Origin of the sequence: Marinobacter salinexigens, assembly GCF_008370345.1 — a bacterium.
In the GTDB taxonomy this organism is placed as follows: domain Bacteria; phylum Pseudomonadota; class Gammaproteobacteria; order Pseudomonadales; family Oleiphilaceae; genus Marinobacter; species Marinobacter salinexigens.
Genome location: NZ_VTUU01000003.1, coordinates 295,733 through 310,389, shown reverse-complemented (window position 1 = coordinate 310,389; position 14,657 = coordinate 295,733). Strand labels below are relative to the sequence as shown.

The following is a 14,657-nucleotide window of genomic DNA, read 5'->3' as shown; positions in this document are numbered from 1 at the left end:
AACCGCAGCTAACTGGCCGATCCGGCGAATTTCGGCGCGTCGATACCACACCCGGCCCGGGCCAGCTCTGACAGAATTGCTGACCGGGTGACAACGCCGATCAGTTTGCCATGATCCACCACGGGGTAGACCTTGGGCTTGCCCGCACCAAGATTCTGGGCCAGATCCACCACCGCCATTTCCGCTGAAACCGTGACCGGCTCCCGAAACATGACATCGTCCACAATCGGATCACCTTCACAGTGGTAACTGCTCACCAGCAGAGCATGGATACAATCCTGTTCCGAGACGAACCCAAGGACATGGCGGTGTTCATCCACCACCGGTAACCCGGTGACGTGGTTGTGCAGAAGGGCCTTCACAACGCGGGTCAACGGCGTACCACATCGAATCGGTTCGATATGATTCCACATAACATCCGAGACTTTCAGTGATCGCATGGGCAGCCCTCCTCCCCGTTGCATTCAGATGTGAGCCGCTTTCCGGGGCCCCTGTGTATAAACATAGGCAATGCGGGGAGGAAAGGAAAACACAATCGCATCCACTTTAACGGGAGCTGATCCCGGTCAGTTTTGACCTGTTCAGGTTTACAGATAATGATTTTCACTTAAACTCAAAGGGTTAAGCCTCACAAGGGCATAGTAACTAATACAGTCACTAAAAAAACACGCCAACAACGGGAGACCCCCATGGAAGCAATCTCATCCTTTGTCAGTCAAATCAACTCTCTGGTGTGGGGGCCTCCCATGCTGGTGCTGATCCTTGGCGTGGGTCTGTTCCTGAGTCTGGGGCTCAAACTGATGCCGGTACTGAAACTCGGTGCCGGATTCCGGCTATTGTGGCAGGGCCGAAGCGCAACCGGTGCCGAGTCTGAGGGGGAAATCCCGCCGTTTCAGGCACTGATGACCGCCCTGTCTGCCACGGTGGGCACGGGAAACATTGCGGGCGTTGCCACCGCGGTCTTCCTCGGTGGCCCGGGCGCCCTGTTCTGGATGTGGCTGACCGCCCTGGTGGGCATGGCCACCAAGTATTCCGAAGCGGTGCTTGCGGTTCGCTACCGGGAAGTGGATGAGCGCGGCGCCCATGTTGGCGGCCCCATGTACTACATTCGCAATGGTCTCGGCCCCAAATGGGCCTGGCTTGGCCTGTTGTTTGCGGTATTTGCAGCCATCGCCGGATTTGGCATCGGCAACACGGTACAGGCGAATTCAGTGGCGGATGTGATGGAAGCCAACTTCGGCCTGCCGCACTGGGCAACCGGAGTAATACTGATGGTGCTGGTCGGCGCCGTGCTGATAGGCGGCATCCGCCGAATTGGCCACGTAGCCAGTGCGCTGGTGCCACTCATGGCCATTTCCTATCTGGTGGCGGGCCTTGTGGTACTGGCCATCAACGCGGCAGAAATCCCCAACGCGCTGGCCCTTGTCATTGAACATGCCTTCAGCCCGATCGCCGCAGAAGGCGGGTTTGCCGGCGCTGCTGTCTGGGCAGCTATCCGCTTCGGGGTTGCCCGCGGCGTATTCTCCAACGAGGCGGGGCTGGGCTCCGCCCCTATTGCCCACGCTGCCGCACAGACCAAGAACCCGATCAACCAGGGTATGGTGGCCATGCTCGGTACCTTCATCGACACCATCATCATCTGCTCTATCACCGGTCTGGTCATCATTACCTCCGGCACCTGGACGTCGGGTGTATCAGGCGCTGAGCTGACCTCCATGGCCTTCGCCGAGGCCCTTCCCGGTATCGGAAACTATGTGGTTGCCATTGCCCTGGCGGTATTTGCCTTTACCACCATCCTGGGGTGGTCGTTTTACGGCGAACGATCCGTCGAGTATCTGTTCGGCGTGAAAGCCATCGTGCCGTACCGGATTGCGTGGATATTGGCCATCCCACTTGGCGCCACCCTGAATCTGGGTTTCGTCTGGCTGGTAGCCGATACCCTGAACGCCATGATGGCACTGCCTAACCTGATTGCACTGGCGTTGCTCAGCCCGGTGGTGTTCAAACTCACCAAAGAGCATTTTGAAAAACAGGCAATGTCCGGTAAGGATTGACCCCCTTGCATTCCGGCCTCGTAAATCACAGATAGACCGTATAGGCCCGAAACATTCCACATCCAAACTCGTGGGGTGTTCGGAGCTTTCGGAAGCACCATCAAAGGAGGAACATCTATGAGCTTACGTCTGGGAGATACCGCACCGGATTTCCAACAGGACTCCAGTGAGGGCATGATTTCGTTCTATGACTGGCTGGGCGACAGCTGGGGTGTGCTGTTCTCGCACCCGGCGGACTTTACCCCGGTGTGCACCACCGAACTCGGGCTCACCGCGAAACTGAAAGACGAGTTCGCCAAACGCAATGTCAAAGCCATTGCCCTGAGTGTCGACCCGGTCCCGTCCCACAAGGACTGGATCAAGGATATCGAGGAAACCCAGGGATGCGCGGTCAACTTCCCGATCATCGCCGATGAAGACCGCAAGGTTTCGGAACTCTATGACATGATCCATCCGAACGCCGACGCCACCCTGACGGTACGTTCGCTGTTTGTCATCGACCCGAACAAAAAGGTGCGCCTGATCATCACTTATCCGGCCAGCACCGGCCGCAACTTCAACGAAGTTCTCAGGGTGATCGATTCCCTGCAGTTGACCGACGAACACAAGGTCGCCACCCCGGGTAACTGGGAAAGTGGCGGCGATGTGGTCATCGTTCCATCCCTGCAGGACGAGGAGGAGATCAAACAACGCTTCCCGAAAGGCTACAAGGCGGTGAAATCCTATCTGAGGATGACACCGGATCCCAAGACCAATTGGGGCGGTGACTGACCCTTACCAATCGCTCGGGACTCGCCCCTCGCGGATTCGCTGGGGGTGATCCCCGACATCAATTCGGGCCACTTCGGTGGCCGTTTTATAGGAAATCACCGACATCTGATCCGTGCCACTCCACGAGATATAGCAGTGTTTTCCGGAAGCATCGGACGTCACCCAATAAGGTTTCTCGCCCAGGCCTTCCAACAGCTGGTAGCTGAAAGTTTCACGATCAACAATGGCAACGTAATCACTCATGGTTCCCGCCACACAGAGGGTATCCCCGGCGCCGTTCATCGCAATACCATGATGAGCCGAGTCATTCACGTAGAGCTCTTCGGGCAAATCCGGCACCAGATTGGGCAGGCGTGCCAACCGGGTGATTTTACCGCCCTCCATGTCATACTCGACAAAGCCGTGCAGGAATGACAGCTGGAAATAAAAGAAACGCTCGTCCGGGGTATGTGCCATGGGCCGGATGGCGGGGCTCAGATCGTCATAACCGGCCGCACTCAGCTTCTCAGCAAAGTCGAACTTCTCCAGAATCTCCAGGGAATCCGCATCCACTATCTGGAACACCCGCTCGCCCTTGGTGAAATCCATCAGGTCGTTGTCCAACGGAGTAAAAACGTGTCCGATACTGGCGTGGTAAATCTTTGAACCGTCCTTTGAGTAGACGTTTTCATGGGGGGAATTACCCGTCGGGAATGACCCCAGTTCTGTGCCGGTTTTAACATCGAGGATATGCACCACGTTACCCGTGGAAGCCGATACTGCTACCTGCTGGCCGTCTGGCGAAATGGCCATGTGATCCGAGCGATAGCCTGCCACCTCAAAGCGCCAGGCAATATCACCCGTTGCCGTTTCAATAGCGACCACATCGGCAAAGCTCGGCCTTGAGACAATAAGCAGGCGTCCGTCCGGACTGCTGTACATATCATCCACGTACTGGTCGTGACCTTCGCCGATCAGATAGCGAATGCCCTCAAAAAACGCAAATCGCACTGGATTGAGGTAAATTTCGGTCAGGCGCTGGCGTTTGTCCGGAATACCGTTGATGCGCCCGATCCGGTCATAGCTGGAGGCATCCACAACATCGATCATGCCTTCCCAGTTATTGCCAACAAAGATCACATCCCGGGTTTTCCCGGGGCTGGTGTCGCTGTTTCCACTGCTACCGAACCAGCCAGCCGTCGCCGGTGTACCCATGACAGACAGCACGGCCCCTGCGACCAGGGCTGTTATCTGCTTTCTGAGGTTGTTGCCATTCGACGTTGCCATTACCTTCACCCGTTTTGTTTTATTGTTGGGAATGACAACTATTGCACCTGCTTAAGTCTCGGTCGTTGACATGACTGCCCACCGTTCCGTCACTTCAGCCAATTGTGTCGCTAGTAACCTCCAGGCATAAAAAAACCGGCCACAAGGACCGGTCTTTCTCACAGATGCAATCCCGGATCAGAAGGCCGGAACAACAGCACCTTCATACTTCTCAAGGATAAAATCCTTCACCGCATCAGAGTGCAGGGCAGCAGCCAGTTTCTTCATGGCGTCGCTGTCCTTGTTGTCCGGACGCGCAACCAGAATATTCACGTAAGGAGACTCGGAACCTTCGATGATCAGAGCATCTTCAGACGGGTTCAGGCCCGCTTCCAGAGCGTAGTTGGTGTTGATCAGAGCCAGATCGACCTGATTCAGGATACGCGGCAGAGTGGCTGCTTCCAGTTCCTTGAAGTCCAGGTCTTTCGGGTTCTCGGCAATGTCACGAGGCGTCGCAGTGATCTTGCTCTCGTCTGCCAGCTTGATCAAACCGGCTTTCTGCAGCAGGAGCAGTGCACGGCCACCATTGGTGGGGTCGTTCGGGATGGCAACTACGGAACCGTCTTCCAGGGCGTCCAGGGAATCAATCTTGCTGGAGTAGGCACCGAACGGCTCAACGTGAACACCGGTCACGGTGACCAGATCGGTACCACGGCCAGCATTGAATTCGTCCAGGTACGGCTGGTGCTGGAAGAAGTTGGCGTCCATCCGCTTCTGGTCTACCTGAATATTCGGCTGGATGTAATCGGTGAACACTTTAACGTCCAGCTCCACACCTTCTTCCGCCAGCATCGGCTTTACGAATTCCAGAATCTCGGCATGGGGAACCGGAGTTGCGGCAACGGACAGTTCTTCGGCGGAAGCAGCAACAGAGAATGTTGCAGCAGCGGCGAGTGCCGCGAAAGTCTTCTTCAGATTCATAACCTGTACTCCTGTTATAGGAACGTTTGTTTTCAAGGATCACTGGAGGCTCGGGCCGTCGACAGACGCTGCTTCCCGAAAACGTGGAGCGCCAGGGATGGCGCGACCGAGCCCTACAGGGACGTATTCACGGGCGTTTTTCGGGAAGCAGCGTCTGTCGACGGCTTCCCCCCAAACGGTGATTACTTCCGGCTGAAGTACAGCACCAGGCGGTCGCCCACCATCTGCAGTACCTGCACAAAGATCACCAGTAACGCCACAGTAATCACCATGACGTCAGTCTGGAATCGTTGATAACCGAACCGGATAGCAAGATCACCCAAACCACCGCCGCCTATAACGCCAGACATGGCCGCGTAGGAAACGAGGGTAATGGCGGTTACGGTCACACCGGCAATGATGCCGGGAAGGGCTTCGGGCAGCAGGGCGCCGAAGATGATCTGACGCACACTGGCGCCCATGGCCTGGGTCGCCTCAATGATGCCCCGGTCCACCTCGCGCAGGGAGGTTTCCACCAGGCGGGCAAAGAAGGGCGCGCCACCAGCGACCAGCGGTGGGATGGCACCGGCAACACCCAGTGAGGTGCCGATCAGCATCACCGTGAAGGGAATCATCACGATCAGCAGAATGATAAACGGCACCGAACGCAGTACGTTCACCACGAACGACAGCACCGCATAGGCTACTGGCTGTTCCAGCAACTGGCGCTTGCCGGTGAGGAACAGCAGCACACCAATCGGCAGGCCGATCACCACACTGAACAGCAGTGACATGCCCACCATCACCAGGGTATCCCAGCTCGCCCAGCCGATTTCCGTCCAGTCCACGTTACTCAGTAGTGCTTCCATCAGCGCAGGACCTCCACGTGAACGTCGGCGGCTTCAAATTGCTTCATGGCGATGTCCAGGTCACCGCCCACAAGCGACAGGGTCAACTGGCCGTAGGGGGTGTCCTTGATATGATCGATACGACCGGACAGGATGCTGAAATCCACACCGGATTCCCGGGCCACACTGCCCAACAGCGGTTTATAAGTAGACTCGCCCTTGAATGTCAGACGCAGGATACGACCATCGGCCTTGGCCAGATCTTGCTCAAGCTCTTCGTCATCGATGTTTTCGCTCTCGAAGACAAAATCCCGGGTGGTCGGGTGCTTCGGGTGCAGGAACACGTCACTCACCGGCCCCATCTCCACCACACGACCAGCATCCATCACCGCCACCCGGTCGCAGACCCGGCGCACCACGTCCATTTCATGAGTGATCAGAACAATGGTCAGGCCCAGTTCGCGGTTGATGTCCGCCAACAGGTTCAATACTGACTGGGTGGTTTGCGGGTCCAGTGCACTGGTGGCCTCATCACACAGCAGAATGGTCGGGCGGCAGGCCAGAGCACGGGCGATACCCACGCGTTGTTTCTGGCCTCCGGACAGCTGGGATGGAAACTTGTTAGCGTGATCCGTCAGGCTGACCCGGGCCAGCAGTTCCTGAACCCGTTCGCGGATTTCAGCTTTCGAGTAGGTACCCGCCAGCTTCATCGGGAAGGCAATGTTGTCCGCAACCGTCTTCGAGGACAGCAGGTTGAAGTGCTGAAAAATCATCCCGACCTTGCGGCGAAAATCCCGCAACCGGGCGGGGTTGTATCCGGTGATGTCTTCATCGTCGATCAGAATACGGCCACCGGTGGGCGGCTCCAGCAGGTTGATCAAACGGATCAGTGTGGACTTTCCCGCACCGGAATGACCGACGATGCCAAACACCTCGCCGGTTTCAATGGTCATATCCGTAGGCTGCAGCGCAGGGATCGCCCGGCCGCCTACCTGATAAGACTTCTGTACCTGGTCAAATACAATCACAGTCAGCGCCTTGTGGGTGCAACTCTAAAACGCGCGATTATAGCGCAAACAATGATCAAACCCGAATGTGAATCGATGCCACAGTGTGGGGACGGGCATGGGTAAATCCCCGTATAAAGCCGACACAAACGGTTACCTGACACCTGATGCGACACTGCTAGACTGTCACTTGATCACACTCTAAAAACACTCTGGCAGAGATCGCCACTTTGACCACAAACAACACACCCACGGAACGCCTTACCTCAACCCAGGCCTGGGTCAATTACCTCAGTAAGGTTGAATTACCGGTTCTCGCCAACACCCTGCGCCGCATCGACGAACTCACCGACAGCAAGAACAGCACGGTGAATGAGCTTGCCAATGTCATCCTGAACGATGCGCAGCTCACATCGCAGGTTCTCCGGCTCTCCAATACCGTCTTTTACAACCAGACCCGTACCCAGGTCAGCACGGTTAGCCGGGCAATTACTCTGATCGGATACGATGCCGTTAAATCCATGGCTATTTCGTCTCTGGTGGTGGACGCACTGCTCCAGCGCAATGACCGTCCTCACTTGCTACGCTGCCTGGCCCGCGCCATCCACGCCGCAGTACAGGCCCGGTGTCTTATGCCGAAACGAAACGAGACGGCTCTGGAAGAGGTGTTTATCGGCGGCTTGCTGATGACCATCGGCGAACTCGCGTTCTGGTCCTGCGATACCGAGCAGGCAACGGAACTGGAGCAGCGCCTGCGTCTGGAAGAACCGCCGGCCGAGGCCCAAAGGGCTGTTCTGCATACCACCTTTCCCGAGATCACCCGTGGCCTGGTAGAAGCCTGGTCTCTGGGCCCGTTTATCCGCGACGTGGTGTCTTCCGGCCAACCCAATTCTCCTGGTGCAAGCCTGGTCCGGCACTCAGTTGAAATGGCCCGGCTATCCGAAAATGGATGGAGCGGTTCAGAGATGGACAGGCTGCTTGAACAGCTTGGTAAAGACACAGGGGTAGCACCTGCGGCGATTCGGGATCAAATCAAGGTAAATGCCTCTGAAGCGGCCAGGGTTGCTGTTTCCCTGGGTATTCCTCAGGTGACGGCACTGATGCCGGGGAGCCAGAGCGGGGGAGCCAACGGAACCTCAAAGGCGCCGGACATCGATCCCGAACTGCAACTGCAGGTGCTGCGGGACATGACCCAGACCCTCGCTGAAAAACCGGACATCAATGAAATCTGCCAGTTGGTTATTGAAGGTATTCACCGGGCTATTGGTATGCAGCGGGTCGCGTTGCTGATGACTGACCGCGAAGGTCAATTGCTGGTGCCTCGCAAGGTCGGGGGACGGGGGACCGAGGAATGGCGCGAACAATTCACTATCGCCAGAGACGGAACGGGGCCACTGGGCAGCCTGCTTCCCAACACCGCCAGCGCCATCTATCGGCCAGCAGCCAATGCCGCCGGCGTACCATACGATCGCTGGCTCGGGCGGGTCCCCGCGCTGATCGGTCCTCTCAAGGCCAGAGGGCGCCTGGTCGGGCTGTTCTATGCGGACAACGCAGCCGGAGACTATGTGCCCTCCGAGCAGCAACTATCTGCATTCAGCCACTTCATTCAAAACGCCCAGCTGTGCCTGAACATGATGTCTGCAAACTGACCAACTCAAAGCTCGTAGAGCCTGGTCACGTGGAGTATCGGCCCGGTAGGAGCCCCGGTTGGCGAACCACCCACGGGCTCAAGACTGATAGCCAGGGTTCTACTCCGGGACAGGCTTTCCCGCGCCTCGTCGTTCAAGGTGACCTGATAAACACCACCTGCGGGGATCACACCGAGGGAAAGCGGATCGCCCTCCTCTGGCACAATCCAGAGCTCATAATCCTTGCCGGTCTCAGCCGCATTCGCGGCTACCGGTTTCAACTTCAGCCAGCGATCTCTGCCGGATTCGCTCACCAGCCACAGCGGGTCGTCCACATCCGCCTGCACAACGGCACCTGCAAGCTGGCCATCAACTGACGGCCGGGGTTGCTGCACCAGAAGAACAGCCATGACAATCGCAGCAGCTGTCGCCACCAGACTCCAACCAGGCCACAACCAGCGACTGCTGGATCCGGACTCGTCATTCGCTGCCTGGATGTCGGGCCAGAGGCGCTTCTCGATCGCATGCCAAACCGAAACCGGAGGCACCTGCTCCGGTACCTCCGAGGCCAGAGCCCCAAGCTTTTCTTCCCAGAACCAGACCTCCTGACGAACCCGGACGGACTCCATCATCCAGCGTTCAAACCCCTGCCTAGCCTTGCCATGGAGTGTTCCAAGCACGTATTCAGCCGCAAGCGTCTCGACACGTTCGGTCGTTTTCTTCATTGGTCCAGACACCTTTTCAACGCCAAAAGTCCTCGCCTGATCCAGCTTTTCACCGTGCCTAACGGAGAACTGAGAGCGAGCGATAGCTCTTCGTGACTCAACCCCTTGTAGAAGGTCAGCAAGATGCTGTCCCGCTGGGCATTGGTCAGTTCGTCCAGACAGCCGGTCAGTTCTGCTGCTCCGGCGCTTCTCAGTGACTCATCCAGAGGACCTGCGCGCTCATCGCGCATTTGGTCAATATGCTCATCACTCCCGGTCTGACGCACCTTTCGGGAGCGAATCAGATCAAGCGTACGGTAGCGCGCGATGGTCATCATCCACCCCATAGGCGAACCACGATCACTATGGTATTCCCGGGCATGATGCCAAATCTGGATAAACGCCTCCTGCAACGCCTCTTCCGCGAGTTCCCGGTGGCCGGCAAGTTTGAGACATACCCCAAACATGCGTGATGCCACCCTGCTATAGAGCTCGTGAAAGGCGTCGCGGTCCTGCCGGGAGACAGCCACCAGCAAGTGCATGAGGTCGGACTGATCTGAGTTGGGTTCTGCCATGTTTGCTCCATTATCTGTCCTTACTAACCTCTACGCCCACTTCCTTGATGGGGATGCATGGATCCGCCATTTTTTTTGTAACTCACCTGCATCTGAACTGACACCTCGTGCGTTTCTTCCTCGGCACAACCCAAAAACAGTCGAGGAAAATGCAATGAACAAAACCATCAAACGCTCAGCCCTCGCCCTTACCATCTCGGGGCTATGCCTCGGTGCCACTAGCGGTTATGCCTCCAGTCACCGGGAAGCACCTTTCATCACAGAAACCCCGAAACTGGATGGCACCGATTTCTACATGTTCCGGAGCTATGAAGCAGGACGGGAGGACTACGTCACCCTGATTGCCAATTACCTGCCTCTGCAGGACGCCTACGGCGGTCCGAACTACTTCGACCTGGATGACGATGCCATCTATGAGATTCATATTGAGAACTCCGGTGACGCGCAGGAAGACATCACATTCCAGTTCCAGTTCACCGATATCCTCAACGATATCCAGCTACCGGTAGGTCCCGACGGCCAGCAGGAAATGGTCTCGGTTCCGCTCAAGAACATCGGTGACGCGAGCGCAGATGGAAACGTCCAGCTCAGCCAGCAGTACACCATCACCGTCATTCGCGGAGACCGTCGCACCGGCACCCAACAAACCATTACTAATGCGACCACCGGCACAGACACCTTCGAAAAGCCCCTGGACAACATCGGCGGCAAGTCCTTTGCCGACTACGCGGGGTACGCCGACGCCCACATCTTCGACATGGCCATACCGGGCTGCGGAACCACCGGCAAAGTATTTGTCGGCCAGCGGAAAGAAGCCTTCGCGGTTAATCTTGGAGAGATCTTCGATCTGGTTAACACCAACCCCCTAGGAGCCAGGGATGGTGAGGGGGCAGGTGATCTCGCAGACAAGAACGTGACCTCGCTTGCCCTCGAAGTCCCGACCAGTTGCCTGACCGGAACGGCAGAAACCTCTGCCGGGGATCCGGTTCTGGGTGGCTGGACAACAGCCAGCGTGCGACAGGCCAGAATCATCAACCCGGCACCCAAGGCAAACGGCAAGGGCGCCACTGTGGAGGGCGGGGCCTATACACAGATCTCCAGGCTCGGTATGCCGCTGGTTAATGAAGTGGTGATCGGGTTGAAGGACAAGGATCGCTTCAATGCCAGTGAACCTGCGGATGACGGCCAGTTCGCAACGTACGTAACCCATCCGACATTGCCCGAATTGATTGAAGTGCTGTTCCCGGTCACCGCTCCCAATAACTTTCCGAGGACAGACCTGGTCACCGCCTTCCTGACGGGCATCGATGGCGTTAACCGGCCAGTGGGCGTCACCGCATCGGAAATGCTGCGTCTGAACCCGGCTATTGCGGCCACGCCTGTGGGTACGCAAAACGACCTCGGAGTACTGGGTGGCGATAACGCCGGCTTCCCCAATGGACGCCGACCGGTCGACGACACCGTGGACATCGCACTCCGCGTTGCTATGGGGGTACTCGTCTACACCGACGGGGCCGCTGGCTCTGATGCTCCGGATGGCAATCTCGCCTACACCGACGGGGTTCAGCTTGACCCTGCCGAGTTGAGTGATGCTTTCCCATACCTGGCAACGCCTGTTGCAGGCTCACCCAACAACTAACAGGAGCCAGCTATGAAGCTGATAACCCAATTGAGTGTTCTCGCAGCAGGCATGATGCTGCTGGCAGGCTGCTCAAACAACTCAGGCAGCAACAGTGCCAGACCTGATCCAACAGTCGATTTCACCGCGTTCGTCAAGGCTCAGGTCGCAGCTACCGACGCGCTCAAGAAGCCCGTCCCCGTCAATCCGGTGGACTTCAGTTTCAACGATAACGACAACCCGCAGGCCTACAATGACCTGCTCCAGTAAGGTGTCTCCGTGCCGGCCAAACCTCCGGGTAACGCCGGTGCCCTTTATCCCAGCCCTTCGGGGCTGGGCTTTTAGGGCTGTTATGACCACGACGATCTGGCTCCTGTCGGCATCGGCCATCGCTTCGCCGGCGCCAATTGAGTCGGAGTTTCACGACGATACAGTCCTTGCGACGCTGCCGGCCGGGCTTCCGGCCCCCTTCCCGAAAGACACGACAGCCGCCATGTCGAGGGATGCACTAGCAGACAAGATTCAAAGTCTGATCAAACAGGCCCGTGCATCCGGAGACCCCCGTTTCCTGGGCTACGCAGACCGGCTATTCCAACAAGTCCCTGATGAGGATATCAATGACCGGCTTCGGGTACTGCGGGCAACGCTCGCTCAGAGTCTTCACCGATTTGAAGATGCGAGAGCAGACCTGAACCGCGTCCTCGCGGACACAACCGACCGGAGCCAGCGGATTCAGGCTCGCCTGACCCTGGCGAACCTTGAACTGGTACAAGGTCGCTACACCCAATCGCTAAATCACTGCCAGAGCCTGGACGCCCTCTATCCGGGCCTCGTCGCCGATAGTTGCAGGGCCCTGGTCCAGGCCCGGACCGGTGACGCCCCGAAAGCCTACCGCTGGCTGTCACAACAACTCGCCACAACATCCAGCACAAACCCGGTGGAGCGAGTCTGGGCTGAGGGAACGCTGGCCGAGATCGCCGCGCAGCAGGGGCTGGACTCGACGGCAGATCACTGGAGCAATGTCATCACCGACAACCCCGATGACCTTTACGCTCGGGCGCAACTGGCCGACTGGCTGCTAATGAACGAAAGGTTTGAGGAAGTTCTGACGCTGACGTCGGGGTACGAACAGGTAGATGCACTGTCTGTCATTCGGGTCATTACCCTGAAGAAGGCTGGCGATCCCGGCTTCACCGCACTCGCGCAGACCCTCAGGGAGCGATTTGAAGAAGCTCAATGGCGCGGTTCCCTGCTGCACAAACGGGAATTTTCACGCTTCAAACTCGACGTGGAAGGGCAAACAGACATCGCTCTCAAATACGCGTTGGAAAACTGGCAGACTCAGCGTGAACCTCTGGACACCCGGCTGGCGTTGAGGGCCGCAATGGCTGGCCAATCCTCATCAGCACTGACCGAACTTTCTCAATGGCTGGACCAGAACCAGCAAGTCGATGCCAGATATCCGGAGGGCTACTGATGGACAGTCAGTTCGTAGTCAAGGCGATCATGCTGGTCGTCTTGGCTCTCGCTTCAGCGACCGCTTTTGGCCACAAGGCAAGCGACAGTTTCCTCTACGTCGATCTGGATAGTTCAGGTCTTCGGATTGACGTCGCCGTTCGTGACATCGCGTTACTGGTTCCGATAGACCTCGACAGCGACCGGCAGATTACCTGGCGGGAACTGCAGGCCACTCGTGCCGACATAACCCGCGTGATTGAACGAGGCCTCACGTTGGAAACTGCCAGGGGGCAACGTTGTCAACTTGATGGTCAGCAATGGGGAATCAGCCGTCACAGCGACGGACACTACGTCGCCAGTCGGTATCGGGTGCGCTGCCCCGGAGATGAGCCGCCGGCACGCCTGGGCTACAACCTCCTGTTTGACCGGGACAGCCTTCACCGGGGGCTGATGGAGCTGCGTCAGGACGGTGAAACCAGCCTTGCGGTGCTGGCCCCGGATAAACAGGTTCTGCCCCTGAAAGGGCACCAGCCCGAACCGTGGAGAACCTTTTCCACGTTTATCCATGAAGGGGTAATTCACCTGCTGATCGGCCTGGACCACATTCTGTTTCTTCTGGTCCTCGTCCTGCCAGCCAGCCTGGTGGTCGGGGAACCATCAGCGCATCCCCAACCGTCATTGCGGGAACGCCTGATGCAACTCGCTGGCATCGTCACCGCCTTTACCATCGCCCATTCCCTGACACTGGCGCTGTCGGCCCTGGATATCATCAGGCTGCCCATTGCCTGGGTTGAAACGGTGATCGCCCTGTCCATCGCCGTGGCTGCACTGAACGTGGCATGGCCGTTCCTTGGACGGAAAACCTGGAAACTAGCCTTCGGGTTCGGGCTCATCCACGGCTTTGGCTTCGCCAGCGTGCTCTCGGGGTTGACCAGCGGTACAGCGAATCTGACCATCGCCCTGGCCGGATTTAACCTTGGCGTAGAGCTCGGCCAACTGGCCCTTCTGATCACCGTCTTCCCGCTACTGTACCTGTTCGGGCACAGCCCTCTCTATCGCCGGGCCGCCGTTCCCCTGATTCTGCTGGGCGTAGCCATCACCAGCCTGACCTGGGTTGCTGAACGGGCAACCCAGATCTGACGGTGTCCGGCTCAGTGCAACGCCCGCAGTTGCCTGGGGTAGAGTGCCGCAGTCACTTCCGGTTCTTCCAGAAGGTCCGCGAGTTCCCGATCAACAGCGGTTTCCTCACCTTCCTCAGGCAGCGGCTCAAACAGGGTGCTCAGCCAGGCGGTCACCGAGGGCGCTTCATCGCGTTTGTAATCTGTGGACAGCGCCTTGATGCGGCGGAAACCGATAATGCGCTGGTGTTTGGGGTCCCGGATCTGCTCAAAACCACGCCAGTAGACATGGTCCCGGGTATGGAGTTGCACAAACAGAGTGTCGATCGGAGCATTTTCGCCATCCTCACCGGCGCTCTCCGCAGAAGATTCTTCCGCTGCCTCTGATTTCTCCGCTTTTTGTCGAATGGTGGTCCATGCCGGGTAGAGGACAGCCACGGCGTCTGCCTCCACATGCTCGCGCGCAGCCCGGAGGATCAATCCCCAACGGGCCTTGTCGGCATCGGTTTCAAGAGAGTTGATGGGCAAGTCGTAGCTTTGCTCACTGGACAGGACAATAGCCATCATGGGCGCATCCAGCTCCCCCATGGCTTCAGCCTGTGCTACAGATACCAGTTCATCGATTGCCATCGGTTGGTTCATAATGCGCTCGCCTCCTCGATGCCATCAGG

Annotated in this window: 15 protein-coding genes; 7 read left to right on the top strand and 8 right to left on the bottom strand. The window is 57.8% G+C overall.

Annotation, left to right across the window (positions count from 1 at the left end; all coding sequences use genetic code 11):
* Positions 1–8: 8 nt before the first annotated feature.
* Positions 9–440 (bottom strand): CBS domain-containing protein, encoded by a 432-nt coding sequence (locus tag FWJ25_RS08700; protein ID WP_149599873.1) that lies wholly within the window; start codon positions 438–440, stop codon positions 9–11.
* Positions 441–689: 249 nt separating this feature from the next.
* Between FWJ25_RS08700 and FWJ25_RS08695 the strand changes: the two genes are divergently transcribed.
* Both FWJ25_RS08695 and FWJ25_RS08690 read left to right on the top strand, forming a co-directional pair.
* Positions 690–2,054 carry an alanine/glycine:cation symporter family protein gene (locus tag FWJ25_RS08695; protein ID WP_149599872.1) on the top strand — a complete coding sequence of 455 codons (1,365 nt, stop codon included), beginning with the start codon at positions 690–692 and terminating at the stop codon, positions 2,052–2,054.
* 117 nt (positions 2,055–2,171) lie between these two features.
* On the top strand, positions 2,172–2,825 hold the full coding sequence (locus FWJ25_RS08690) for a peroxiredoxin (RefSeq protein WP_149599871.1): 654 nt from the start codon (positions 2,172–2,174) through the stop codon (positions 2,823–2,825).
* 3 nt (positions 2,826–2,828) lie between these two features.
* Here the strand turns inward: FWJ25_RS08690 and FWJ25_RS08685 are convergent, their stop codons facing one another.
* The 4 genes from FWJ25_RS08685 to FWJ25_RS08670 all read right to left on the bottom strand — a co-directional run bounded on the left by FWJ25_RS08685 (position 2,829) and on the right by FWJ25_RS08670 (position 6,906).
* Positions 2,829–4,091, bottom strand: a complete 1,263-nt coding sequence (locus FWJ25_RS08685; RefSeq protein WP_149599870.1) for a YncE family protein — start codon at positions 4,089–4,091, stop codon at positions 2,829–2,831.
* Positions 4,092–4,268: 177 nt separating this feature from the next.
* Positions 4,269–5,051 (bottom strand): MetQ/NlpA family ABC transporter substrate-binding protein, encoded by a 783-nt coding sequence (locus FWJ25_RS08680; protein WP_149599869.1) that lies wholly within the window; start codon positions 5,049–5,051, stop codon positions 4,269–4,271.
* A gap of 182 nt (positions 5,052–5,233) precedes the next feature.
* On the bottom strand, positions 5,234–5,899 hold the full coding sequence (locus FWJ25_RS08675; RefSeq protein WP_149599868.1) for a methionine ABC transporter permease: 666 nt from the start codon (positions 5,897–5,899) through the stop codon (positions 5,234–5,236).
* Positions 5,899–6,906: a methionine ABC transporter ATP-binding protein gene (locus FWJ25_RS08670; RefSeq protein WP_149599867.1), complete on the bottom strand. Its 1,008-nt coding sequence runs from the start codon at positions 6,904–6,906 to the stop codon at positions 5,899–5,901. The genes FWJ25_RS08675 and FWJ25_RS08670 overlap by 1 nt, the downstream gene beginning before the upstream one ends.
* 209 nt (positions 6,907–7,115) lie before the next feature.
* Here FWJ25_RS08670 and FWJ25_RS08665 point away from each other — a divergent pair, with 209 nt between their 5' ends.
* Entirely contained in the window at positions 7,116–8,534 is a 1,419-nt protein-coding gene (locus FWJ25_RS08665) for an HDOD domain-containing protein (protein ID WP_149599866.1), read from the top strand.
* Between the two features lie 5 nt (positions 8,535–8,539).
* Here the strand turns inward: FWJ25_RS08665 and FWJ25_RS08660 are convergent, their stop codons facing one another.
* Together FWJ25_RS08660 and FWJ25_RS08655 are read right to left on the bottom strand one after the other, a co-directional pair.
* Positions 8,540–9,238: an anti-sigma factor gene (locus tag FWJ25_RS08660; protein ID WP_149599865.1), complete on the bottom strand. Its 699-nt coding sequence runs from the start codon at positions 9,236–9,238 to the stop codon at positions 8,540–8,542.
* A complete protein-coding gene (locus FWJ25_RS08655; RefSeq protein WP_149599864.1) occupies positions 9,235–9,792 on the bottom strand; it encodes a sigma-70 family RNA polymerase sigma factor in 558 nt (185 codons plus the stop codon). The genes FWJ25_RS08660 and FWJ25_RS08655 overlap by 4 nt, the downstream gene beginning before the upstream one ends.
* A gap of 154 nt (positions 9,793–9,946) precedes the next feature.
* Here FWJ25_RS08655 and FWJ25_RS08650 point away from each other — a divergent pair, with 154 nt between their 5' ends.
* The 4 genes from FWJ25_RS08650 (at position 9,947) to FWJ25_RS08635 (ending at position 14,008) form a co-directional block, all read left to right on the top strand.
* Complete coding sequence (locus tag FWJ25_RS08650; protein WP_149599863.1) at positions 9,947–11,431, top strand: DUF4331 domain-containing protein; 1,485 nt, start codon at positions 9,947–9,949, stop codon at positions 11,429–11,431.
* A 12-nt stretch (positions 11,432–11,443) separates the two neighbouring features.
* Positions 11,444–11,680: a hypothetical protein gene (locus FWJ25_RS08645; protein ID WP_246166717.1), complete on the top strand. Its 237-nt coding sequence runs from the start codon at positions 11,444–11,446 to the stop codon at positions 11,678–11,680.
* Positions 11,681–11,762: 82 nt separating this feature from the next.
* Positions 11,763–12,887, top strand: a complete 1,125-nt coding sequence (locus FWJ25_RS08640) for a tetratricopeptide repeat protein (RefSeq protein WP_149599862.1) — start codon at positions 11,763–11,765, stop codon at positions 12,885–12,887.
* Positions 12,887–14,008 (top strand): HupE/UreJ family protein, encoded by a 1,122-nt coding sequence (locus FWJ25_RS08635; RefSeq protein ID WP_149599861.1) that lies wholly within the window; start codon positions 12,887–12,889, stop codon positions 14,006–14,008. The genes FWJ25_RS08640 and FWJ25_RS08635 overlap by 1 nt, the downstream gene beginning before the upstream one ends.
* Before the next feature lie 11 nt (positions 14,009–14,019).
* Here FWJ25_RS08635 and FWJ25_RS08630 read toward each other — a convergent pair whose 3' ends face one another.
* The gene (locus FWJ25_RS08630; protein ID WP_149599860.1) at positions 14,020–14,628 is read right to left on the bottom strand and encodes a hypothetical protein; all 609 of its coding nucleotides are present in this window, start codon (positions 14,626–14,628) and stop codon (positions 14,020–14,022) included.
* Positions 14,629–14,657 lie beyond the last annotated feature (29 nt).

Coding starts and splice junctions, on each gene's coding strand:
- FWJ25_RS08645 (WP_246166717.1), top strand. CDS start 11,444: ATGAAGCTGATAACCCAATTGAGTGTTCTCGCAGCAGGCATGATGCTG.
- FWJ25_RS08640 (WP_149599862.1), top strand. CDS start 11,763: ATGACCACGACGATCTGGCTCCTGTCGGCATCGGCCATCGCTTCGCCG.
- FWJ25_RS08650 (WP_149599863.1), top strand. CDS start 9,947: ATGAACAAAACCATCAAACGCTCAGCCCTCGCCCTTACCATCTCGGGG.
- FWJ25_RS08635 (WP_149599861.1), top strand. CDS start 12,887: ATGGACAGTCAGTTCGTAGTCAAGGCGATCATGCTGGTCGTCTTGGCT.
- FWJ25_RS08675 (WP_149599868.1), bottom strand. CDS start 5,899: ATGGAAGCACTACTGAGTAACGTGGACTGGACGGAAATCGGCTGGGCG.
- FWJ25_RS08630 (WP_149599860.1), bottom strand. CDS start 14,628: ATGAACCAACCGATGGCAATCGATGAACTGGTATCTGTAGCACAGGCT.
- FWJ25_RS08690 (WP_149599871.1), top strand. CDS start 2,172: ATGAGCTTACGTCTGGGAGATACCGCACCGGATTTCCAACAGGACTCC.
- FWJ25_RS08695 (WP_149599872.1), top strand. CDS start 690: ATGGAAGCAATCTCATCCTTTGTCAGTCAAATCAACTCTCTGGTGTGG.
- FWJ25_RS08685 (WP_149599870.1), bottom strand. CDS start 4,091: ATGGCAACGTCGAATGGCAACAACCTCAGAAAGCAGATAACAGCCCTG.
- FWJ25_RS08700 (WP_149599873.1), bottom strand. CDS start 440: ATGCGATCACTGAAAGTCTCGGATGTTATGTGGAATCATATCGAACCG.
- FWJ25_RS08660 (WP_149599865.1), bottom strand. CDS start 9,238: ATGAAGAAAACGACCGAACGTGTCGAGACGCTTGCGGCTGAATACGTG.
- FWJ25_RS08655 (WP_149599864.1), bottom strand. CDS start 9,792: ATGGCAGAACCCAACTCAGATCAGTCCGACCTCATGCACTTGCTGGTG.
- FWJ25_RS08680 (WP_149599869.1), bottom strand. CDS start 5,051: ATGAATCTGAAGAAGACTTTCGCGGCACTCGCCGCTGCTGCAACATTC.